Raw genomic sequence first — 22,213 nt, forward strand, 5'->3', positions numbered from 1 at the left:
CCAATATTCTGAAGTAGCAATCTGAATGGAGACTGAAATGAAAAACTATTTATACGAACTACAGGATATTTTTATTGAGCTATTTGCGCAATATGGATTAAGCCAATAGCAAAAAGCAATCTTACTTAGCACTTACATGCCTAAGTAAGTTGGCCCACTGCCACCCTCTGGCGGTACCCAAACAATATTCTGAGTTGGATCTTTAATATCGCATGTTTTGCAATGAATGCAGTTTTGAGCATTGATTTGTAAATAGCTCACCTCCTGCTGCCTAATAATCTCATACACACCTGCTGGGCAATAACGCTGCTCAGGTGCATCATAGTTTGCTAAATTAATACTGATAGGTACATTTTTGTCTATCAACTTCAAATGGCAAGGCTGATTTGCATCATGTGCAATATTGCTTAGGCTGATTGAACTTAAACGATCAAAGCTATAAACACCGTCTGGTTTAGGGTAATCGATTACGGGCATTTCCGATGCAGATTTTGTGCAGTCGTGGTCTGCCTTTTTATGCACCAAAGTCCATGGCAGACGAATTTTAAAAGCACTCAGCCACATCTCAACACCACCTAACAGTGTGCCACCCCAGCTACCAAACATTGATAGAAGCGGTTTCACATTGCGCACAGCGTCTAAATCTTTCCAAACCCATGAGTTTTTTAACGCATTCGGATAATCTAGTAGCACAGGTATTCTCTGCGTGCCTGATTGTATTAATGCGTGAAATACAGTCTCAGCCGCCAACATGCCAGACTTCATCGCGTTATGGCTGCCTTTGATACGTGGCACATTCACCATGCCCGCACTACAACCAATCAATGCACCACCAGGAAACACCAAATCAGGTAAAGACTGTAAGCCTCCTTCACTAATGGCCCTTGCACCATAACTCAAGCGCTTAGCGCCTTTCAGTAAAGATTTAAGCTGTGGATGAGTCTTGAAACGTTGGAACTCATCAAAAGGAGAAAGGTGTGGGTTGGCATAATCTAAATGCACCACAAATCCGATAGAAACCAATTGCTCACCATAATGATAAATAAAAGAGCCACCCCCAGTATCAGCAGTCAATGGCCAGCCAATACTATGTTGCACCAAGCCTATTTGGTGCTGCTCAGTTGGCACTCGCCATACTTCTTTGAAGCCTAAGCCATATTTCTGGGGTGAAGATTGTTTACGCAGACTAAATTTATTTTCCAGCTCGCGCGTTAATGACCCACGCGTACCTTCTGCCACCAATGTATATTGCGCCCTTATTTCAATGCCCTGCGTAAACTGTACGGTTTCCCCGCCTTGCGCATCACGCCCCATATCCCCCGTGATGACACCCACTACTTGTTGATGCTCATCATAAAGCATCTCTTGTGCGGAAAAGCCAGCATAAATCTCAACACCCAATGCTTCTGCCTGCTCACCTAGCCAACGGCAAACATCACCTAGGCTCGCGATATAGTTACCTTGATTATTCATTAAAGGTGGCATCAGCCAATGTGGAATTGACCAAGCTTTAGCTTGCCCTAGAATCAAGAACTCATCTTTAGTCACATGGGTCTTGAGTGGCGCACCTTTATCTCGCCAATCAGGAATAAGCTCATTCAAGGCGATGGGGTCTATTACTGCACCTGACAAAATGTGTGCGCCAACCTCTGCCGCCTTTTCAAGCACACATACGCTGATTTCTTGACCTTGGTCATTAGCAAGTTGTTTAAGTTTAATTGCTGCGGCCAAGCCAGACGGCCCTGCGCCTACAATCAACACATCATAATTCATTACATCACGTTGCACATTTATCATTTAAAGTCGGTCCTTTAAGGTATTTCTGGCAAATTAACTTGGTCACTGCGCTCGGCGCCAATGACCATTGCTTTACATAAAGCGATAAATTCACGCATTCCCGTTGTTTGATACTTCTGTTTATGCCAAAGAAAATAGAAATACCTTCCTAAGTTCAGGGATGGCGTAGCCAATTGCACTAGGCTACCACGACGAAAGGCATCTTTAAGGGCCAGACGCGATATGCATCCGATGCCAAGTCCAGACTCAACTGCGCGTTTAATCGCCTCGGTATGCTCTAATTCAAGCCTGATATGCAGTTTTGCATGATTGTTCTGAAAAGCGCGATCAAAAGTTGCCCGAGTACCAGAACCTTTTTCTCTTAAAATCCACTGTTCTTGTAAGAGCTGTTCCATAGTAATTTTCTTTACTGCCGCTAATGGATGATGAGGGGAAGCAAACACCACAAGTTCATCTGCCACCCACTGCTGCACCTCTATATCAGGATGATTACAATCTCCCTCAATCAACCCTAAGTCCAGTTCATGATTTGCAATCTGTTGTACCACTGTGCTTGTATTGTGCACTTGTAGTTGAATACTACTTTCAGGATGCTCTTGCAAGAACTTGGCAACAAGTATCGTGGCAAGATAATTGCCAACGGTTAATGTCGCACCAATTTTCATATAACCAAAGCCAGCATGTCCGCGCAAAAGATTTTCTATTTCATTGGCACGGTCTAATAAATCGACAGCTTTTGGCAACAATTGGCGCCCTGTTTCATTAATGCGTAGCGTTTTACCTACACGATCAAAAAGCTGCAGGTCGAATTGCCGCTCAAACTCACTCAACGCAGTGCTGGTTGCTGATTGTGATAACGACAACGCCTCGGCCGCACGCGAAACACTCTCCGTACGACTGATTGCCACAAAAATCTCTAGTTGCCTTAAGGTATATTTCATACATCCTCATATCTACAATACAGATATATATTATCTTAATAATCCATTTTATATATATTATATGCCGATGTAGAATGCACAGCAATTGCAGAGGAAACTGTCATGAAAATATTGGTCGCAATCAAGCGTGTAGTAGATTACAACATTAAAGTACGCATTAAGCCAGATGGCTCAAATGTAGATATCGATGGCGTCAAAATGAGCATTAATCCATTTGACGAGAACGCCATTGAAGAAGCCGTACGCCTAAAAGAAAAAGGCATTGCTTCAGAAATCGTTGTCGTTTCATTAGGCGGCGCCGCTAATCAGGATGTATTAAGACATGCCTTAGCAATGGGGGCAGACCGCGCCATATTAGTTGAAAGTGACCAAGACCTACAACCATTAGCCGTTTCGAAACTACTCAAATCTCTAGTTGATCGTGAACAACCAGCACTTACCATACTTGGCAAGCAAGCGATTGATGATGACGCAGGCCAAACAGGGCAAATGCTGGCCGCATTGCTTGACTACCCACAAGCAACCTTTACATCAACAATCAGCATCAACGGCAACGAAGTGGTCGCAATACGTGAAGTAGATGGCGGGACAGAAACCATAGGTTTCAATCTGCCTGCGGTGATTACAGCAGATCTGCGTTTAAACGAACCGCGCTTTGTAAAGCTGCCAAACTTAATGATGGCTAGAAAGAAATCTATTGAAACAATCAATGCTACAGATCTTGGTGTAGATACCAAGCCGCGTCTTCAGTTATTAAAAGTGTCAGAGCCGCCAGCAAGAAAATCAGGCATCAAAGTAGGTAGCGTACAAGAGTTACTTGCTAAGCTGCGTGCTCATGAAGGAATACAACTATGAAAACCCTAATTTTAGCCGAACATAATGGCGAGGCGTTAAATGCTTCAGTTTACCAAGCAGTGACAGCGGCCCAGTTTTGGAACGCGCCCGTTGAGATTCTAGTCACGGGCAACAATACCGACAGCATTGCGCAACAGGCCGCGTTAATTGCTGGCGTTGCTCGTGTTATCCACGTCAAAGCTGAGTATTTAGCACACCCATTGGCTGAAGATGTTGCCCAGATTATTGTCGACATAGCCAATGAGTATGCCGTCATTCTAGCTGCGCACTCATCATATAGCCGCAATATATTACCGCGAGCTGCGGCTTTACTTGATATCGCAATGATCTCTGATGTCCTGGAGATTCAGCCTAACAATACCTATGTGCGCGCCATCTACGCTGGCAATATACATACATCGATACAAAGTACGGATCGCATACAGCTGATTACCATACACAGTAGCAACTATAGTGCGGCAGATATTATTACTAACCATGCAGAAGTCGCCGTATTTCAAGCACCTGCACCACAGCAAAAATCACGTTGGATCTCTGAAACACGCACACTATCAGACCGACCTGCTCTGAGCACAGCAAAAGTGGTCATCTCAGGCGGCCGATCATTGGGCAGTGCAGAAACGTTTGAGCAAGTGCTATCACCACTTGCGGCAAGACTTAACGCGGCACTAGGAGCAACGCGTGCAGCAGTCGATGCAGGCTATGCACCTAATGACATTCAAGTCGGTCAAACTGGTGTAACTGTCGCACCTGATTTATATATCGCAGTGGGTGTGTCTGGTGCTACACAGCACACTTATGGCATGAAGGATAGTAAAGTTGTGGTTGCCATCAACCAAGACCCTGATGCGCCTATCTTCCAGATTGCAGACTATGGGCTAGTGGCTGACTTGTTCGAAGCCATTCCCGAGCTAACTGCCGCCATTCAAAAAAATTAAACTAAAGAAAAATCCATCATGAGCAAATATTCTACTGAACGTGTACTAAGTGTCCATCACTGGAACGACAGCCTTTTCAGCTTTAAAACAACGCGTGAAGAAAGCCTGCGTTTTGAAAACGGGCAATTTGTTATGATTGGCCTAGAAGTCGATGGTCGCCCACTGACACGCGCCTACAGTATCGCTAGCCCAAACTATGAAGAGCATCTAGAGTTCTTTAGCATTAAAGTCCCGAATGGCCCATTAACATCAATATTACAACACCTACAAGTGGGCGATGAGATATTAGTCAGCAGAAAACCAACGGGCACTTTAGTGATTCACGATTTAAAGCCGGCAAAAAACCTTTATCTACTTTCAACAGGTACAGGGCTAGCGCCATTCATGAGCTTAATTCAAGACATAGAAGTCTATGACCGTTTTGAAAAAGTAGTGTTAATACACGGTGTTCGTCACGTAAATGAGCTTGCTTATGCTGACTTTATTGAAAATGAGCTACCGAATAATGAGTTCTTTGGTGAGGAAGTGCGTAACAAACTGATTTACTACCCGACGGTGACCAGAGAGCATTTCCGCAACCAAGGACGATTAACAGACCTCATTAACTCAGGTAAATTATTTGAAGACATTGGCTTGCCACCGCTTGACCCTGCCAATGACAAAGCCATGATTTGCGGTAGTCCTCAAATGCTTAAAGACACCGAAGAACTGCTAGACTCAAGAGGCTTTATCGTTTCGCCGCGCGTAGGCTCACCAGGTGACTATGTAATTGAGCGCGCTTTTGTTGAAAAATAATCTGAACTATCTTCATCGCGTGATTGCTTAATCGCATTAATTCTCAAGCACGTGATTGCATCATATGCTTGAGAAACACCCAAACCGCAGGCAGGCTAGGAATAATAATCAAGGCCAAGGCCACCAGAGAAAAGTTGGCCTTTACCCACGGATGATTACCCACCAAGTACCCGATGCCAGTTAATCCACAGACCCAAATTAAACCACCAATCACGTTATAAAAAGCAAATCTCGGATAGGTCATCTGTGCAACACCCGCCACAAAAGGCGTAAACGTACGAATAAACGGTAAAAACCTCCCCACCACTATCGTAATCGGCCCGTGTTTCTCATAGAACGCATGAGTCTTATTAAAAGCGTCTTTATTAAACCATCGAGAGTTTTCCCACGCAAATACCTGATTACCCGTCCACCTGCCAATTGAATAATTCAAGGCGTCACCTGCAATGGCGGCAATTGATAGCAATGTCATTAAAACAGGCAAGCTCATACCACCAACAGCAGCAATCGCACCCGCCACAAATAATAAAGAATCACCAGGCAAAAAAGGCATGGCCACTAGGCCCGTTTCTATAAAAATAATAAGAAACAACAGCGCGTAAATCCATACACCCCAAGTGGCAGTCACAACAGCCAAATGCTTATCTAAGTGCAAAAATAGATCAATCATGTTTTGTAAATCCATACCTAATTTTTAGCCTTATTTTCTCTAAATATCAGCAAAGTAAAATACCTTACTCAACCCTATAACGCCGCTATCCCGTGCTAATAAAGCAGCGACATATCATCAAAAAACCTTTGAATCAACAACAATAGCTAGTTGAGTAACACAGCATGACATTGAATACACAAAATTAAAGGTGTCTGCATTATAGCGTTCGGATAATAAAAAACCCGCTAAAAGCGGGCTTTTTATTATTTAAAACTAACGACCAATATTACACTTCTAATTGCGGACGACCAGCTTCAGGCCAATCCAAGTGGTAGAACTGACCACGTGGCTGATCTTTACGCTCATAGGTATGTGCGCCGAAGTAGTCACGTTGACCTTGCAACAAGTTTGCAGGTAGGTCTGCACTGCGGTAGCCATCGTAATAAGCCATTGCAGAAGCAAAACCTTGCGCAGGAATACCGTTGGTAACTGCTAAAGCAATCACTTTACGCCAGCCTGCTTGACCTTCGTTCATCGCTTGTGTGAAATATGGATCTAACATCAAGTTTTTCAAACGTGAGTTCAACGCATAAGCATCAGTGATTTTTTGCAAGAAACGTGCACGAATAATACAACCACCGCGCCAGATTTGAGCAATCTCACCGAAGTTCAATTTCCAGTTGTAAGCTACTTGTGCTTTGTCGATCAATTGGAAACCTTGAGCGTATGCACAAATTTTAGAGCAATAAAGAGCATTTTTAATCGCTTCAATAATTGCTTTCTTGTCAGACTCAACTTTAATCACTGGGCCTTTAAGAATTTTGCTCGCTTCAACGCGCTCTTCTTTTAAGCTTGATAATGCACGTGCGTACACTGCAGCTGCAATCGCGTTAGCTGGTGCGCCTAACTCAAGCGCATTCGCTGCTGTCCATTGGCCTGTACCTTTTTGACCAGCAGTGTCCAAGATTTGATCAACCAAGAAACCTTTACCCATTGGGTCTTTTTGTTGCAGAATATCAGCCGTAATTTCAATCAAGAAGCTTGATAATTCGCCTTTATTCCACTCAGCAAATACTTTACCGATTTCATCTGCTTGCATGCCAAGCAGATTTTTCATCAACCAGTAAGCTTCGCAAATCAATTGCATGTCGATGTATTCAATACCGTTGTGCACCATTTTTACGTAGTGACCAGCACCGTCAGGACCGATGTATTCAGCACATGAGAAGCCGCCTTCTACTGGTTTACCAGGTTTGCCGCCTTCTAAAGGCTCGCCTGTGACAGGGTCTACTTTAGCTGCGATATCACGCCAGATTGGCTCTAAACTCGCCCAAGCTTTACGTGTACCTGATGGCATTAATGATGGGCCGAAACGTGCACCTGTCTCACCGCCTGAAACGCCAGAACCGATGAAATCAATACCTTTAGCCGCTAATTCTTTTTCGCGACGGATGGTATCTGTCCACAATGCATTACCACCGTCAATGATGATGTCGCCTTGCTCAAGGAATGGTAATAAAGCGTTGATAGTCACATCAGTTGCGCTACCAGCTTTAACTAGTAAAATAATTTTACGTGGGCGTTTGATACTTAAAACAAATGAAGCTAAATCAGCATGACCAACAACGTTAGCATGTGAAGGTTCATTTTTTTTGCATTCTTCGATGAAATTCACCATTTTTTTTGGGTCACGGTTATAAACCGCAATGGTGTAGCCATGATCGGCAATATTCAGAGCCAAGTTTTGGCCCATAACAGCTAGGCCAACTAGGCCAATATCAGCATTTTTCGTAGTCATTTATCTTCTCTTTTGGAGTTGTTTAATGGAAAGGTTTTTTGGTAGGCAAGATTATAGAACTTTTTCATGAATAAATTGCTGAAAATTGACGTAGATCAGAGAATTATTTTAAATATGTGACAATATCCATAACAAGCGATCCAATCTGCTTTACAGAAAGCAGTCGGCTGAGCTCAGTCCATAGTTAGAACCGATTGAATTTTTAATAAGAAAATAGATGATATTTGCGCTTTATATCACCAAGCGAAATACAAGACCTTAAAGAATATGGTCAGAGAGTACTATGGGAGTAATACTTTGGCGGTAATGATGGTGTATTCTAATAATCACTACTTCTGCCGGTTGAGTAACCAGCAGGCACATCATTTTGCCATGTTCCACAATCAGCACAACAGTGATCATGCATGGTTGGGCTTAACACAAGATGCGTGCTCTTGCAGACTCTGCAATGTGGAGCATCTTCATCAGTGAGCTTGTGATGCAGACGATGATGCTCTGTCGCAACCTTACTACTTCCTAATCCGTATTTATTATCCATGGCTAACTCCACGTTACTTCTGAACTGAATTTTTCAAACAGACTTCAGAACTTGGAATAACCAAGTTACGCCTTTTTTATAAAATCGGCAAGTACTTAATAAATGAGAATGATTAAGTATTAATAAGCTTAAATTTAATGGCAGGGTCCATTTCAACCTCTCAAAATAGACTAAAACTTACACAAAACCTTATTAAACTAACCCTTGAGTCCAACTAGGATCTTGCTGGTAAGCCTCTACCCAATTTAACACAGCATCGGCATGCATAGGGCGTGCAATACCGTAACCTTGAACGACAGAGCATCCCATCCGTAATAACCAAACACCCTGCTCAGAAGTCTCAACGCCTTCTGCAACAACTTTACGTTTAAAGTCTCGACTTAAGCTAATGACGCCAGCAACCACAGCCAAATCATCAACGTCTTGTAACATATCCCGCACAAATGACTGGTCGATTTTAATGGTCTCTACTGGCAAGCGGCGCAGATAAGTAAGCGATGAATAACCCACACCAAAATCGTCGAGAGCAAAGCTTACACCCAGTTGCTTGCAGCTATTAATGGTATTCGCCACCCCTGAAACATCTTCAATCGCAGCAGTTTCTGTAATTTCGAGCTCCAGCTTACGAGGCTCTACCTCAGGAAATTCGGCTAACAATAAGATCAATCGCTCTGTAAAGTTAGATTGCACGATATGTCTTGCTGCAATATTCACACTCACCTGAAAGTCTAGGCCAGCTGCTTGCCAAATCTTAATTTGACCTAAGGCTTCGCGGATTACCCACTCGCCTAATGGAATAGAAAAATCGGTATCTTCAATAATGGGCAAGAAGGTGATAGGGCCACGCAAGCCTAACTCAGGATGTTCCCAGCGAATTAAAGCCTCCATGCCAACCACTTTACCTTGGCGTAAATCTACTTTAGGTTGGTAATGCAAACGGAATTCGTCATTAGGTAGCGCAGCTTCAACACGCTCCCTGTCTTGACGCAAGCCTCTAAACTGACGATCATGATGCGAGTCAAATTGTTGTACGCGGCTACCGCCATTCAGTTTTGCTTGATACATCGCGTGATCTGCGTGCCGGAGTAAAGTGTCTGGCTCACAACCATCATCAGGGAAAATAGTATATCCAATACTGGAAGACACCGTCACGGTCTTGTCACCTAGGCTATATGGCGTTTTAATCACACTCAGTAAACGCTCTAAAGTTTGCGTACACTCATCGACACTTTGCAAGCCGCATAACAGCACCGCAAACTCATCGCCACCCAAGCGCGCAACGGTATCACTATCACGCAAGCAAGCACTCATACGAACTGCCAATTGAACTAGCAGGTAATCTCCAGCTTCATGCCCTAAGGTGTCATTGACAGGCTTAAATCCATCTAGATCCAGACAGCAAACTGCCAACAACTCGCCTGAACGTTCCGCCCTCGCTAGCGCTTGCTGCAAACGATCAGACAACAAAGCACGATTAGGCAATTGCGTAAGCGGATCATGATAAGCCATCCGCTCTAAGTTTTGCTGCTGCTCTTTGGCTTGGGTAATATCGGAAAATAGGCCAACAAAGTTTTTAATATGATTAGCTTCGTCTCGCACACAGAATATATCTAGCCATGCTGCGTAAACATCACCATTCATGCGGCGATTCCAAGTCTCACCACGCCATTCGCTGTTACTTTCAGCCTGTAGCCACAGCAGGTCAAGCAGACTTTCATCGTAAGTCACAAACCCCAGCGCTTGAGGCACATGGCCTAACGCCTCTTCTCTTGAATAGCCGGTAATTTGAGTAAATGCGTAATTAACTTCAACGATGTTTGCGTTGGCATCCGTAATAAAAATACCATCATGTGCATGGTCAAATACACTTGCAGATAAGCGCATACGCTCAGCATTTAACTGTAAAGTATCAATGGACTCGCGTAACTTTTGGCGCATCTCCAATACACTCGCCATTAAAGTATCAGGCTTTGCATTCAGCCCATCTTGCGCTAAATCGCCAGCGGCAATGCGCTTTACAACATCAATTGCTAATGCAGGATCGCCCCCTATCGGGTTAAGAATCAATCGTCTTAATTGCCACAGGATAATAAAGATTAACAAAGTACCAAGCAATATGCCGGCGAATACAACAAACCATGCATTAGCCAAACTGACTGCACGCGCCTCACTGATAGGATAAGCAACAACCACCTTAAAGCCCCATGTCGGCACACTTTCTGTGACGAACTCCCAGTTACCTGGCCGAGACTTCAACAGCTTCTCTGCTTTAGCATGGTCTACATGAGATGACAAAAAGCGAACATTATTTGTCTCATCTATTATCACGGCAAAACCTGTAGTGAGTTGACGCATATTTTCTACAGTGTCACGGAGTATCTTAATGTCTACTTTATAGCCAATATAGTAAGCACCAATCACCTGACCATTTTCATCGAATACTGGGTCATATCTCGTAATATAAGGCTGGCCAAGGATATCAACCACACCATGGTATTCCTTACCAGCTAGCAGTGCGCCGATCACTTTACCTTTGGGGTTAAGTACAGTCCCTACCGCGCGCGCGCCATCATCTTGTTTAACATTGGTCGCTATTCGAACAAAACCATCACCAGAACGCACAAACATGGTGGCAGTACCACCAAACAAATCGCTGACCCCATCAACCAAATTGAAATGGCCAGCAACTTCTGTTTCACCCATTTTAAGATTAGGTAAAGTCATGGCCTGGAACTGAACTAAACCGTCTATGTGAACTTTGCCTAGTTCCTGACTACGCTGTTTTAACAAGCGCATAGCTGCGTTTGCCTGCTCACTCACCAGCTCTTCTGTGACATCTAAAAGACGAACTAATGTATGCGCCTGCTCGCTTGCACCGGCATGAATATTATCTAGCTGCTGTGAAGCTTGCTGGCCCGTGAGTACAAAAGGCGCAACCGCCAACAGCACTAGTACGGGCAATAGGAAACGCCAAATTGTGGAAATCTTTTTCTGCATATGGAAACAATAAGGCTAGAGTGAAATTATCCTATCACAATTTAATAAGGGTTTAGACTAGGAGCAGCCTGAATTAACAACAAATTACATTTAACAACCCGTGCAAATATCAAAAACACATCACCTCTACTGGATGATTAAGTACTTTTGAATAGACTATTTCTTCAATTGCGGCTTGCAATTAAGGTAAGCTATTTTTTCGCCGTCATTAAGGGTGGTAGCGTCTCCATTAATCACCAGTGCTATCACGCCACTTGCGTAACGTCGATGATCGTCACTTGATTTTGGTAAGTTAACTTCATGGTCAGGATAAATTAACCAAGCATCATTACCATTGTTCAACATACGCACATGGAAGTGTTTATTACCGTCACAAATGTATTCTGTCGCATCTTTAGGATACTGCGATATTTCACTACTATCATCACGAAAGGGATTGGGCAACCCAATAGAACTACATGCTGGAATTGCTGCCACTAATAATGAGGCTAAAACAAACTGTTGTAATTTAATCATCATATTTCTAACCTAAATTGTGCGGACAAGTCGCTTAAACAAAGTTAAGCAATCAGTAATATACAACAAATCACCGGTATCCCGCGCGACTTAATCTATCCAACACCGCCAGCCATTCAGGCAATACAGGAGGCAACTCCACCAATAAACGATCCACTTTCATCGCATCTAGGTCATGTAGACTGCTATACAACAGCTCTGCAACCTTATCTGGGGAGTTTGGCAAATTGATAGTTTGGCAATTTAACTCAACATGATCAGAATCGCCAATCAGCATGATTGCAAAAGATAGCCCCATCGCTTGTAAAGCTTTGCTTTCTTGAATCAATGACAGCCTGTCTTTAAATAACATTAAGGGTGTGCGCGGTGAGTAATGCAAAGCATGCTGACCAGGCACTTTAGGTACCACTTGGCTTGCATCTGTACTCTCTGTAAATGGCGCTTGATGATGAGTGGTCGCTACCTTAGCAATCTCTTCTTCACTAATCATACCTGGGCGTAGTAATTGCCATAGTCCATTGGCTGATACGCTGACGATAGTTGACTCTATCCCTACATTACAAGGGCCGCCATCTAACACTGGAATTGATTCGCCCAAGCCTGCTTCAACATGTGCTGCGGTTGTAGGACTGAGCTGAGTGAATAAATTAGCAGAAGGTGCAGCCACACTTAAATTACCGTGCTTAAGCAATGCCAGGGCAACAGGATGATTAGGTACTCTGAGCGCGACAGTTGGCTCATCTCCACGCACGACACGTGAAACCTGTGGTTGCGCAGGTAGTACTAATGTTAATGGGCCGGGCCAAAAGGCTTCTGCCAACTTGATGGCAACTTCAGGAAAGCTCGTTGCCCAATCGCTCACTTGATTCACATCACCGATATGCACAATCAAAGGATGGTCTGCTGGACGTTGTTTAATCTCGAATATTTTTCTAAGCGCGCTATCATTGGTGGCATCTGCGGCTAAGCCATAGACTGTTTCGGTAGGAATCGCAACGACACCACCGTTTTTGAGCTCGGCAATTGCCTGTTCTAAACTAACACGCATAATATTTAATGATGACTAAGCAATGACTAAAAGTAATATTTTACTACTTTACGCGCATCAGCACTCAAATTAGAACATTTCAGCTTTATTGCTTCATGGGATAAAATACATTTTTTAAAAGGAATACTCATGACTCAAATCACTGTTGAAAAAAACCCAAGTCAGCAACGTTTAGATGCGCTAAATGTAAGTAAATGGCCAACATGGGAGAAAGAAGTTTCTGTTTTTCCATGGACATTTCCTGAGCAAGAAATTGCCTACATTTTAGAGGGTGAATGTGTGATTACGCCAACTGGCGGCACACCAGTGACTTTTGGCAAGGGTGATTTAGTGACTTTTCCAGCAGGCATGACCGCAAGCTGGGAAGTAAAAAAACCACTACATAAACATTACCAGTTAGATGGCTCTAAGCTTTGCCAGATCTACCGTCGTATTAAGCTTGCGTTAAAACTGTAAGGTTTTTCGTTACCCAGCTTTACGAAAAGTAAGATTGATTCGAACTGCGCCTAAAGCTGGGTGCATATTTGCCTTCAGTGGCAGTACGCCGTGATAGCGCAAACGCGCCTCCCCGCCCCACACCACCACATCTCCATGATAAAGCGGAACATTCAAGGCTTTATCAGTACGCTTTAAACCACCAAACTGAAATGTTGCAGGCACACCTAAAGAGACCGAAACAATAGGTTGCGTGAAATCACGTTCGTTTTTGTCTTGATGCAACCCCATACGCGCACCACTTTGATAACGATTAATTAAACAAGCGTCTGGCTTAAAGTCAGCGTATCCCGCCGCTAAAGCAGCCGCACGTGACAATACTAAAAAACTATCTGGGATTGGCGGCCAAGGCATATCTGTAAGCGGGTCTAAATTGGCATAGCGATAGCCTTGGCGATCCGTCACCCAACCTAATTCACCACAATTAGTCATGGCGACAGACATCGTAAAGCCACTAGGGACGACCATATGACGAAACGGCGCCTGTGTGATAATACTTTCTAAATCTGCGAGTAGCGTTGCTTCATCTTTAAGCGCAAATCCCTTAAGTAAATTCACTCCGGCCAGTGCGGTTTCGATAGGTGTTATGTTGCTAAATAAATCCAAGCTAAATCACTCCATCCATATATGACAGGTTTGTTTAATCAGAATACTGGCAATATTGAACAATATTACATTCAGATGCTTATAATCACTGCATGAAAGTCCCTTACCAACAAGCTGAAGAATTTTTGCGCGCGATAGACGATGACTGGTCACAATTGATTGACCACATTGGTGAATGCAAGTTTACAACAAAAAGTGAACGTGACCCTTACGAGGCATTAGTCCGCGCAGTGGCATATCAACAGCTAAGCACTAAGGCTGGTGACGCTATTCTAAAAAAGCTGATTAATCATTATGGGCAGTTTCCGGCGCCTCCACAGTTGCTAGCCTCAACATTTGAAGAACTACGTGCTGTGGGATTTTCTGGTAGAAAGGTAGAAACACTCCAAGGTATAGCCAATGCCGCGGTATCAGGATTAGTACCGCCTCAAGCAGTTGCTGACAGCATGAGCAATGAAACGTTAATTCAACAAATCACGACCATTAAAGGTATTGGTCAATGGACGGTAGAAATGATGCTGATGTTTACGCTAGCGCGCATGGATGTTCTGCCTGCCGATGATTTTGGTATTGTAGAGGGTTACAAAAGGCTTAAAAAACTTGAGATTGCGCCTAAACGCAAACAAATGGCAGAAATTGGCTTAGCTTGGAGCCCTTACCGAACAGTCGCCAGCTGGTATTTGTGGCGTGTACCTAAATAAGCAGCACTAATGACTTACCCAGTCGATAGTGATGCCCTGCTCCCTTGCGATTTCTTCATACAAAGGTATCGCATCTTGCAAATGTTTTAAATAAGAGAAGGCCGTTTCTTGGTGAAAACCCAACACTAGCACCCGCTTGTCATGTGAAATGAGTGTTTTAAATATCGTTAATAATTGTTGCGTATCTGTGTAATCAGCCAAGCTTCCATTATTGGGATACTCCATCACAGAGGCTGTTAACTGATACGGCTGATCCAACACCGAGGCCTCTGGGTGCAAGGCTTTCACCATCTGCACCAAACCGCTGCTCTCCGCCCACTTAGTCGTCAGCAAGTTGGCATCGGTACGTGAGCTATCAAACACAAATTGATTCGCTTCCAACGCGCTCGCTAATTTGGGCCCTAATTGCCAGCCACCTGCCCGAAAATATCGAGGACGAGCAAAACCCTGCGCTACTAACAAATTAGCGCTACAAGCTATTAATTTTGTTAAATCCTGTGCTGAGTACGCATATTCTAAGCTTACTGCGTATCCACAATCACCCGCCTCACACACGTCAGTTTGTGCTGTAAATGATGGAGCATTTTGAAAGGGTACCTCACATGCGTCGAGCAAAGACTTCCAACCGTGAACATGTAGCCCCATGCTATCTGAGGGTAAAAAAGTGGAACGTATCTTTTCAGCCTCCACTTTCGTATCAGCGCTAGGCCGTAACAGATAAACTGGATTTAATAACTGCATCATCGGGATGTGTGGATATTGCTTGCGAAAAGCCTGCATCACTTCGATGTTTTCCTCATCGAGTGACCATCCTTCCCAATCTACAGTGACGAATATTTTAATCGTAGGCTTGGCATTGGTTTCAGCATAGCTATTTAAATTAGCGAAGAAGCATACAGAGGCCATTAAGCAAAGACTCAGCAGTTTGAAGTAAGGATAAAAATGAATCATTAAACGCATCAATGGTTATCACTATTTGCTGAAAAATGCGAAGTTGAAAGCGGCGCATCATCACGAGGGATGCTCTCGATTGGTGGTTAGTGCGCCTAATCTATATCGGTAGAATCACACTAGGTCAATGATGACTCATCGGCAAGGTAAGATAAATCTTCAGCTTGCTTACTACCTTATTCACTGCACTAACTCGTGCATTCTATCCGTTTACATTCAAGTATTAAATGTTTTTATACGCGTGTAAGCGCCAATTCTAAACCACAAGCGTTAAAGCAATATGACGTTTGCACTTATAATGGGAGTCTATGGAATTATTTAAATATCATCAATTTGCATTCGCTAAACTTCTCGCATTCCGCATTCAGATCGTACTAGCTTACCAAATAATAGCAGTGGTCGTCGGCTGGCATATTTATCAGATAACCCACAACCCATTGTCTTTAGGGTTAATTGGTTTAGCCGAAGTGATTCCTTACTTCGCTTCTGCATTATTTGCTGGCCATGCGGTGGATCATTATTATTCACGCCGCATCTTTGCTGGTTTAGCCGCAGTGTTACTCACCATTAATGCAATCACGCTCACGGTAGTAGCGCTAGGTTGGCTAGATGGGAATATCACTTTCTGGATTTACGGCTCCATTGCATTTACTGGGGTGGCACGCGCCTTTATTGCACCTAGCTACAATACTTTATTTGCTATTATCTTGCCGCGTGAACAATATGCACGTGCTGCGGGCATCGGCACCTCTACATTTCAGGTAGGGTTAGTATTAGGCCCAGCGATTGGCGGACTATTAGTAGGATTTGGCAGTAAGTCTCTAGCTTATAGTGTTGCGACAGTATTATGTTTAGGTGCTGCCATTTCGATTGCTCTCCTTAAACTAAAAGAACCAGATAAAGCGGAAAGCATCCCTGTATTTACCAGCATTGCACAAGGCTTGCGCTTTGTATTTAGCAACCAAATTGTACTTGGTGCATTATCACTAGACATGTTTGCCGTCTTATTTGGTGGTGCAGTTGCCATGCTTCCAGCATTTATTCATGACGTTTATCACATGGGTCCTGAGAGCTTAGGTATTCTACGTGCAGCGCCTGCACTAGGTGCCATCGTCACTGGGATTTGGCTCACCAAACACCCCATTCACCTTAATACTGGGCGCTGGTTGTTAGGCACTGTAGCTGGCTTTGGGTTCTGCATCATCGGGTTTGGACTTAGTACTAGCTTTTGGATGGCAGCCATTATGTTGTTACTTTCTGGTGTGTTTGATGGTGTTTCTGTCATTACGCGACAAACTATTATGCAGCTTGCCACACCAGATGCCATGCGCGGACGCGTTTCAGCCATCAATGGCATTTTCATCGGCTCATCCAATGAACTAGGTGCATTTGAATCAGGCGTAACCGCACGCTTAATGGGCTTAGTACCGTCCGTTATTTTTGGCGGCTTCATGACGTTAAGTGTTGTAGGTATCACAGCCAAACTGGCACCCAAACTACGCACACTGCATTTGCACCAATTACACTGAGTTAAATAAAGCAACCATGAAAGATCTAGATAAGCTATTTGCAGCACTGGCTCAATCTACTTTCAGAAACAGCTTTCAATTACGTGATAAGGATTTAGCCTATTTGCAGCAGAAAGGCTTATCCACCGTACTGGATCATGCTGAAGATTTTATTGGCAAACGCTTAGCGCCCGCCATCATTAATAATGATGGCAAACAAACACCGATGCGTGGTCATCCAGTGTTTGTTGCGCAACACGCCACTGCTTGCTGTTGCCGTGGCTGTTTAGCCCAATGGCACCAAATACCGCAAGGGCGTGAGCTAACGTTGGCAGAGCAAGCTTATATTGTAGTGGTGCTAGAAAAGTGGCTACGCATCAGACTTGAAAGTAATTAAGGCTTATGATGCTTGAATACATAAAACAGATTCGGCTCACTCATAATGTAGATACTGCCATCAGGGCCGATGGCAATCCCCTCGGCTTGCGGCACATGACGACTTAAACCATGAAATCCTTTCCACAAAGCAAGCGCCCCTACCGCATGACCATGCTCATCATATTCTTTAATCAAGCGTGACTCGTCACTTAAGAGCACTAAACTGCCTGTTTCGTCGTGATAGGTGACTGAAGATAAGTCTCTTAATGACCATTTAATGGCGGCATCGTATTTGTCTAATCGCTTAATTTCTAAGGGTTCACCCACTTTTGCTTCAAAAAAACCTTGTACCGACAATATATATTTAGGATCACGCTCTTTCACGACCAATAGCCGATTATTTTTACCGTCCCAAGACACGCCTTCGAAATTCTTATTGCTTGTAAAATTAAGTCCTAGTTTAAGCTTGGGTGCGTTGGTGACATCAATACTTGTCGCATCATCATCCATTGTCACCAACACCAATCGATTGTCACTTTCATCGGCAATCACATAACGATTCTCTGTAACATGGGTAATGCCTTCCATATCTGAAACACCTGTGACATCTACCCTACGAATCACTTTGCCGGTTAAGCTCAACTCAATAATCTGCGCTTCTTTATTTAATACAGTAAAAAGCGTATTGCTTCGGGTGTTATATGTAAATCCTGATGCATTAGCTAAATCTGGAATTGACAATCCGTCGATTTCTACACGATAGTTTTTTAAGTCTAGCGTTTTGGCAGGAAGTGTAGAAGCTGACTGGTTGTTATGCCAAACATACCAACCTAGGGCCTCTAGCCTAAAGTAGTAAATGTTAGCGAATATCAGAATAAGCAGTGCGAATAGCCAACGACGTTTGTTTTTCTGAGACATGTGTAGATAATGATTAATCGGCATTGCGCCAACTTATCACATATAAATTTAAGAAGAACTAAACAGACTAAAGCTTAGAATAATAGTTCAGCAATGAATTCGACATTAAGTGCTCTGTTCTTTTAATATCAGCACTTTATCAACTCGTTCAGACAATGCAATTCATTCAATGAAGGTTAGCCAGGCGTACCATCGACCCTAGGCATCCATAATATGGGCGTATAAATCCACACAAAAACTGCAAACCCAACTATCCAGCATACAGCAGAAACAAATATCCAGCTGGTATAAAGTTGCATGCTAAACATCGGTGCAAATACCCGAAACAACACACTCAGCGTCATTGCAATAAACAGCAACACCAGCCAGCTAGATGATTTTCTGATATCCCGGCCAGTGTGCCCTAATGCCACGCGGGCCATCATCGCCACGCTCATTAAGCCAATCCCACCTATTGTAAAGAGGTGTAGCACCAATACTAACGGGATAGAAAACAACGCTTGCAAACCATACACCAAAAAACCCACATTAATCATCCATGCAGACAGATATAAGCTCCACAATAATGGTACACGCCATAGGCCACTGGTATGCCAGTGATACAAACGATAACCATTCATTAGAAACAAGCCACAAGCCAAATAAGGCGTTAGCTGATGGTTTCTATAAAAAATCTCATTTACAAACAAAGCGAGAAATGTCACTAAGATACTGATATCCACCCATTGATGATGGGTGATTTTAATTTTGTCTTGCACGCCGCGCTCAATAAAGAACGGAATCACGCGACGGCCTATCATTAAAATCAAACTAATCAGTAATAAAACAGCGCCGTTGATGGCGTACAGCATGCCATCTTGCAATATCCCGTAATAACCCAAGTAAAACACCGCATTACCTGTCCAAAGCAACGCTACTTTAACAATCACCGCAAGCTGCGGCCATTGTCTTGCACGGATAATCGGGTAACCAATAGACAGAATCAACACTAGACCAAATAGTAAATCTAAGATTGCAGCCCACAGCATCAAACTTGTACCAAACAAAAACAACACACGCGCCCCAACCCACAATGCAAACAATCCCATTAAGGGCTTGCCATGCAACGTTTGTATGCCAGTCCAATTTCTTACCGCCGTCAGCAAAAAACCTGCAACCACAGCCAAACTGTAACCATATAACATCTCATGCGCATGCCATTGAGCACTAGTAATCGATTGAATTTTCACAACGCTATGCGCGCTATAAATCAGCATCCACCAAACAATAGATACGATCGCAAAAATACCTGCGCCTAAGAAGAAGGGACGAAAACCAAGATTGAATAACGCGCAACCCTTTGCCGGGCTGGACTGACGCATCTGAATTTGCACAACGGCCATCGTGATATGCCTTTAATGAAGAAGTAAAGTCTATCCTAGCCTAACTTCAATATTATTAAATTGATTTAGCGCATTTTTTAAATTAAAAACTCAAATTAATTTAATGACTGTTTACTCCGCATTTCAAATAAAAACTGCATAAAGTCGTTAAAAGACTTTGGTCTAGATATCAAATATCCCTGACCATAATCACACGCAAAACTATTTAATAAATTTTGCTGTGCTTCTGTCTCAATCCCTTCAGCAATCACTTTCATACCAAGCTTGTGTGCCATGCTGATGATGGCTTCACAAAGAATGGCATCATAATTATTGGGCTGAAGATTTTGAGTAAACGACTGATCTATTTTTACATACTCAATATCAAATTTATTTAAGTAAGCAAGCGCAGAGTAACCAGTACCGAAATCATCAATAGAGAATTGAACACCAGCCTCCCGTAAATCAGAGATTGTATTGACCACATTAACACTCGGTTGCAGCAACAAACCCTCTGTGATTTCAATACAAATAGCACGGCCAGCGACTCCTTGCTTGGCTAACAACGCTTTCCAAGCCAGTAAACGTTCAGATTTAAGAAATTGATTAGGTGAAACATTCACGCTAATTTGAAACTCTGTCGAATATTGTGTGTGAATATGTTTGATATCACGAAGCGTTTGATTAAACACCCACGCGCCAATTTCATCGATCAACCCAATTTCTTCAGCTAGAGAAATAAACTCTATGGGGCTAATCAACCCTTTCACCGGATGGTTCCACCTGATTAACGCTTCAGCTTTTAATATTTCTTGCGTGCTTAAACTGATAATTGGCTGATAATAAAGCTCAAACTGTTGATGCGCGATAGCATTTCTTAAGTCATTTGTCAGTTCCAGTCTTTTAGTAGAGTCAGACTGCATAGATGCTTTGAAAAACTGAAACCTGTTTCGACCTAATTTTTTAGCCTCATACATGGCCTGATCAGCATAGCTAATTAACGCCTCAGGATTAGATGTGTCATTTGGATAGATTGTTAGCCCAATACTTGCAGAAATATAAAAAAGCTCACCACCAATTTGAAACGGTTTTTTAATTTCTGCCAAAATTTTCTGCGATGTTTTTTCCAGTGCCTGTTCGTTATCAAAATCAGACATGATGACCATAAACTCATCGCCACCGAATCGCGCGACTGTGTCGTAAGACCTCACACAATGTGTGATTCTACTAGCGGCCTCTTTAATCAACTTATCACCAATAGAGTGCCCAGCAGTGTCATTCACCTGTTTAAAGTTATCTAAATCAATAAACAAAATACCGACCGATGACAAAGATTCATCCGCTTTTCCCATCGCCTGCATTAGTCGAGTATCTAACAAGTGGCGGTTCGGTAAATCAGTTAAATAATCATAATTTGCCTGATGCCAAATTGTTTTTTTGGCTTCAACTCTCTGTCGCCTTAAAGTTTGCTTGAGCTTGAACACTCCAATCAGCCCAACAAGTAAAAACAGACTTGTAACAATAATGATTGGGATTAACCATCGACTATAATGGCTATCTGTAATCTGCCATTTCTCAAGTATCTCCTGATTGTTCTTGCCAATCGCCTGCAAGCCCTTATCCAATATTGAAGCGAGTTCAGGAAGGTCTCCCCTGACAGCCATTGATACATCAGTACTAAAAGGTGTCATCCCCACTTTTTCAACAAAATTTAGCCGGTGCACCACTATATGATAATCGATAATGATTTGGTTACCGACGTATGCGTCAACTCGCCCTAACCTAAGCTCTTCAAAAGCTTCATCTGCAATATCCACATGTAACAACTTAATGTTTGGGTAGTTATTCGCGATTTCTTTTGCAATTGGCCCGTTTTTAAATATCGCTACACGCTTATCATCAAGATCGCTCATGGATGTCACTTCGGGGCCATCATTTAATTTCTTATTCACATAGATTGCGAAGGGGACATTGAGGAACGGATAAGGTTGTTTCTTAAACTCGGGATGCTTAAGATTAGAGCTCACCACTCCTGAGATAACGTCTACAGAAGAGATGCTCATTGATTCTGAGTAATCTATAGGGATAAAACGAATATTAAAAATAGTACCGAGCGCATGTAAATAATCCACACTAATACCACGATGCTGATTACTTTCCAATTTAAACTCTATCGGCATCCAGCCATGTTTAACTGCAACACGTACTTCAGGATGCTCTTTAATCCACGCAAGCTCATTAGGTGTCAACTGAATATCGCCATACTTGCTATTAACTTTGAGACTGTCTTCGCTTTTAATTCCAACAGGGATAAGCATTACGCTCAATGCGATAAGAAGTATCAACACCCTGAGTTGCTTAACGCTGAGACGAAATCGCTCAATATAGCGCTGATGAATGAATGACTTTTTTATCACTTT

At 43.0% G+C, this 22,213-nt stretch carries 20 protein-coding genes; 7 read left to right on the top strand and 13 right to left on the bottom strand.

The window, feature by feature from the left end; genetic code table 11:
• Positions 1-132: 132 nt before the first annotated feature.
• Together A391_RS0100330 and A391_RS0100335 are read right to left on the bottom strand one after the other, a co-directional pair.
• The gene (locus A391_RS0100330) at positions 133-1,797 is read right to left on the bottom strand and encodes a 4Fe-4S dicluster domain-containing protein (protein ID WP_019896592.1); all 1,665 of its coding nucleotides are present in this window, start codon (positions 1,795-1,797) and stop codon (positions 133-135) included.
• Positions 1,798-1,811: 14 nt separating this feature from the next.
• Positions 1,812-2,738: a LysR family transcriptional regulator gene (locus A391_RS0100335; RefSeq protein ID WP_019896593.1), complete on the bottom strand. Its 927-nt coding sequence runs from the start codon at positions 2,736-2,738 to the stop codon at positions 1,812-1,814.
• Positions 2,739-2,840: 102 nt separating this feature from the next.
• On the opposite strand from A391_RS0100335, the gene A391_RS0100340 reads away from it, so the two are divergent.
• The 3 genes from A391_RS0100340 to A391_RS0100350 are packed head-to-tail and all read left to right on the top strand — an operon-like array spanning position 2,841 to position 5,326.
• Positions 2,841-3,593, top strand: a complete 753-nt coding sequence (locus A391_RS0100340; protein WP_019896594.1) for an electron transfer flavoprotein subunit beta/FixA family protein — start codon at positions 2,841-2,843, stop codon at positions 3,591-3,593.
• Positions 3,590-4,531 carry an electron transfer flavoprotein subunit alpha/FixB family protein gene (locus A391_RS0100345; protein WP_019896595.1) on the top strand — a complete coding sequence of 314 codons (942 nt, stop codon included), beginning with the start codon at positions 3,590-3,592 and terminating at the stop codon, positions 4,529-4,531. The genes A391_RS0100340 and A391_RS0100345 overlap by 4 nt, the downstream gene beginning before the upstream one ends.
• A gap of 18 nt (positions 4,532-4,549) precedes the next feature.
• A complete protein-coding gene (locus tag A391_RS0100350) occupies positions 4,550-5,326 on the top strand; it encodes a ferredoxin--NADP reductase (RefSeq protein WP_019896596.1) in 777 nt (258 codons plus the stop codon).
• Between the two features lie 43 nt (positions 5,327-5,369).
• Here the strand turns inward: A391_RS0100350 and A391_RS0100355 are convergent, their stop codons facing one another.
• The 6 genes from A391_RS0100355 to A391_RS0100380 all read right to left on the bottom strand — a co-directional run bounded on the left by A391_RS0100355 (position 5,370) and on the right by A391_RS0100380 (position 12,875).
• Positions 5,370-6,011 carry a DedA family protein gene (locus A391_RS0100355; RefSeq protein ID WP_019896597.1) on the bottom strand — a complete coding sequence of 214 codons (642 nt, stop codon included), beginning with the start codon at positions 6,009-6,011 and terminating at the stop codon, positions 5,370-5,372.
• A gap of 253 nt (positions 6,012-6,264) precedes the next feature.
• The gene (gene gndA, locus A391_RS0100360; RefSeq protein WP_019896598.1) at positions 6,265-7,776 is read right to left on the bottom strand and encodes an NADP-dependent phosphogluconate dehydrogenase; all 1,512 of its coding nucleotides are present in this window, start codon (positions 7,774-7,776) and stop codon (positions 6,265-6,267) included.
• 319 nt (positions 7,777-8,095) lie between these two features.
• Entirely contained in the window at positions 8,096-8,314 is a 219-nt protein-coding gene (locus A391_RS0100365; RefSeq protein WP_019896600.1) for a hypothetical protein, read from the bottom strand.
• Positions 8,315-8,506: 192 nt separating this feature from the next.
• Complete coding sequence (locus tag A391_RS0100370) at positions 8,507-11,311, bottom strand: bifunctional diguanylate cyclase/phosphodiesterase (RefSeq protein WP_019896601.1); 2,805 nt, start codon at positions 11,309-11,311, stop codon at positions 8,507-8,509.
• Positions 11,312-11,467: 156 nt separating this feature from the next.
• A complete protein-coding gene (locus tag A391_RS0100375; RefSeq protein ID WP_019896602.1) occupies positions 11,468-11,830 on the bottom strand; it encodes a hypothetical protein in 363 nt (120 codons plus the stop codon).
• Between the two features lie 67 nt (positions 11,831-11,897).
• Positions 11,898-12,875, bottom strand: a complete 978-nt coding sequence (locus tag A391_RS0100380) for an L-threonylcarbamoyladenylate synthase (protein ID WP_019896603.1) — start codon at positions 12,873-12,875, stop codon at positions 11,898-11,900.
• Between the two features lie 129 nt (positions 12,876-13,004).
• Between A391_RS0100380 and A391_RS0100385 the strand changes: the two genes are divergently transcribed.
• On the top strand, positions 13,005-13,331 hold the full coding sequence (locus tag A391_RS0100385) for a cupin domain-containing protein (protein WP_019896604.1): 327 nt from the start codon (positions 13,005-13,007) through the stop codon (positions 13,329-13,331).
• A gap of 9 nt (positions 13,332-13,340) precedes the next feature.
• Here the strand turns inward: A391_RS0100385 and alkB are convergent, their stop codons facing one another.
• Positions 13,341-13,976 carry a DNA oxidative demethylase AlkB gene (gene alkB, locus A391_RS0100390; RefSeq protein WP_019896605.1) on the bottom strand — a complete coding sequence of 212 codons (636 nt, stop codon included), beginning with the start codon at positions 13,974-13,976 and terminating at the stop codon, positions 13,341-13,343.
• 92 nt (positions 13,977-14,068) lie between these two features.
• On the opposite strand from alkB, the gene A391_RS0100395 reads away from it, so the two are divergent.
• Complete coding sequence (locus A391_RS0100395) at positions 14,069-14,677, top strand: DNA-3-methyladenine glycosylase family protein (RefSeq protein WP_019896606.1); 609 nt, start codon at positions 14,069-14,071, stop codon at positions 14,675-14,677.
• A gap of 6 nt (positions 14,678-14,683) precedes the next feature.
• Here the strand turns inward: A391_RS0100395 and A391_RS0100400 are convergent, their stop codons facing one another.
• Entirely contained in the window at positions 14,684-15,628 is a 945-nt protein-coding gene (locus A391_RS0100400; RefSeq protein WP_198291920.1) for a hypothetical protein, read from the bottom strand.
• A gap of 308 nt (positions 15,629-15,936) precedes the next feature.
• Here A391_RS0100400 and A391_RS0100405 point away from each other — a divergent pair, with 308 nt between their 5' ends.
• Together A391_RS0100405 and A391_RS0100410 are read left to right on the top strand one after the other, a co-directional pair.
• On the top strand, positions 15,937-17,157 hold the full coding sequence (locus tag A391_RS0100405) for an MFS transporter (protein WP_019896608.1): 1,221 nt from the start codon (positions 15,937-15,939) through the stop codon (positions 17,155-17,157).
• A gap of 16 nt (positions 17,158-17,173) precedes the next feature.
• Entirely contained in the window at positions 17,174-17,533 is a 360-nt protein-coding gene (locus A391_RS0100410; protein WP_019896609.1) for a DUF4186 domain-containing protein, read from the top strand.
• Here A391_RS0100410 and A391_RS0100415 read toward each other — a convergent pair.
• The 3 genes from A391_RS0100415 to A391_RS13525 all read right to left on the bottom strand — a co-directional run bounded on the left by A391_RS0100415 (position 17,530) and on the right by A391_RS13525 (position 22,111).
• Positions 17,530-18,432, bottom strand: coding sequence for an SdiA-regulated domain-containing protein (locus tag A391_RS0100415; protein ID WP_019896611.1), 903 nt, complete (start codon positions 18,430-18,432; stop codon positions 17,530-17,532). The genes A391_RS0100410 and A391_RS0100415 overlap by 4 nt on opposite strands.
• Before the next feature lie 176 nt (positions 18,433-18,608).
• A complete protein-coding gene (locus A391_RS0100420; RefSeq protein ID WP_019896613.1) occupies positions 18,609-19,814 on the bottom strand; it encodes an NnrS family protein in 1,206 nt (401 codons plus the stop codon).
• A 95-nt stretch (positions 19,815-19,909) separates the two neighbouring features.
• Entirely contained in the window at positions 19,910-22,111 is a 2,202-nt protein-coding gene (locus A391_RS13525) for an EAL domain-containing protein (protein WP_019896614.1), read from the bottom strand.
• Positions 22,112-22,213: the final 102 nt, after the last annotated feature.

Source organism: Methylotenera mobilis 13 (assembly GCF_000384255.1).
Taxonomy (GTDB): Bacteria; Pseudomonadota; Gammaproteobacteria; order Burkholderiales; family Methylophilaceae; genus Methylotenera; species Methylotenera mobilis_B.

Bases quoted from the DNA above. Each gene is read 5' to 3' on its own strand.
- A391_RS0100330 (WP_019896592.1), bottom strand. From the start codon at position 1,797: ATGATAAATGTGCAACGTGATGTAATGAATTATGATGTGTTGATTGTA.
- A391_RS0100335 (WP_019896593.1), bottom strand. From the start codon at position 2,738: ATGAAATATACCTTAAGGCAACTAGAGATTTTTGTGGCAATCAGTCGT.
- A391_RS0100340 (WP_019896594.1), top strand. From the start codon at position 2,841: ATGAAAATATTGGTCGCAATCAAGCGTGTAGTAGATTACAACATTAAA.
- A391_RS0100345 (WP_019896595.1), top strand. From the start codon at position 3,590: ATGAAAACCCTAATTTTAGCCGAACATAATGGCGAGGCGTTAAATGCT.
- A391_RS0100350 (WP_019896596.1), top strand. From the start codon at position 4,550: ATGAGCAAATATTCTACTGAACGTGTACTAAGTGTCCATCACTGGAAC.
- A391_RS0100355 (WP_019896597.1), bottom strand. From the start codon at position 6,011: ATGGATTTACAAAACATGATTGATCTATTTTTGCACTTAGATAAGCAT.
- gndA (WP_019896598.1), bottom strand. From the start codon at position 7,776: ATGACTACGAAAAATGCTGATATTGGCCTAGTTGGCCTAGCTGTTATG.
- A391_RS0100365 (WP_019896600.1), bottom strand. From the start codon at position 8,314: ATGGATAATAAATACGGATTAGGAAGTAGTAAGGTTGCGACAGAGCAT.
- A391_RS0100370 (WP_019896601.1), bottom strand. From the start codon at position 11,311: ATGCAGAAAAAGATTTCCACAATTTGGCGTTTCCTATTGCCCGTACTA.
- A391_RS0100375 (WP_019896602.1), bottom strand. From the start codon at position 11,830: ATGATGATTAAATTACAACAGTTTGTTTTAGCCTCATTATTAGTGGCA.
- A391_RS0100380 (WP_019896603.1), bottom strand. From the start codon at position 12,875: ATGCGTGTTAGTTTAGAACAGGCAATTGCCGAGCTCAAAAACGGTGGT.
- A391_RS0100385 (WP_019896604.1), top strand. From the start codon at position 13,005: ATGACTCAAATCACTGTTGAAAAAAACCCAAGTCAGCAACGTTTAGAT.
- A391_RS0100395 (WP_019896606.1), top strand. From the start codon at position 14,069: ATGAAAGTCCCTTACCAACAAGCTGAAGAATTTTTGCGCGCGATAGAC.
- A391_RS0100400 (WP_198291920.1), bottom strand. From the start codon at position 15,628: ATGATTCATTTTTATCCTTACTTCAAACTGCTGAGTCTTTGCTTAATG.
- A391_RS0100405 (WP_019896608.1), top strand. From the start codon at position 15,937: ATGGAATTATTTAAATATCATCAATTTGCATTCGCTAAACTTCTCGCA.
- A391_RS0100410 (WP_019896609.1), top strand. From the start codon at position 17,174: ATGAAAGATCTAGATAAGCTATTTGCAGCACTGGCTCAATCTACTTTC.
- A391_RS0100415 (WP_019896611.1), bottom strand. From the start codon at position 18,432: ATGTCTCAGAAAAACAAACGTCGTTGGCTATTCGCACTGCTTATTCTG.
- A391_RS0100420 (WP_019896613.1), bottom strand. From the start codon at position 19,814: ATGGCCGTTGTGCAAATTCAGATGCGTCAGTCCAGCCCGGCAAAGGGT.
- A391_RS13525 (WP_019896614.1), bottom strand. From the start codon at position 22,111: ATGCTTATCCCTGTTGGAATTAAAAGCGAAGACAGTCTCAAAGTTAAT.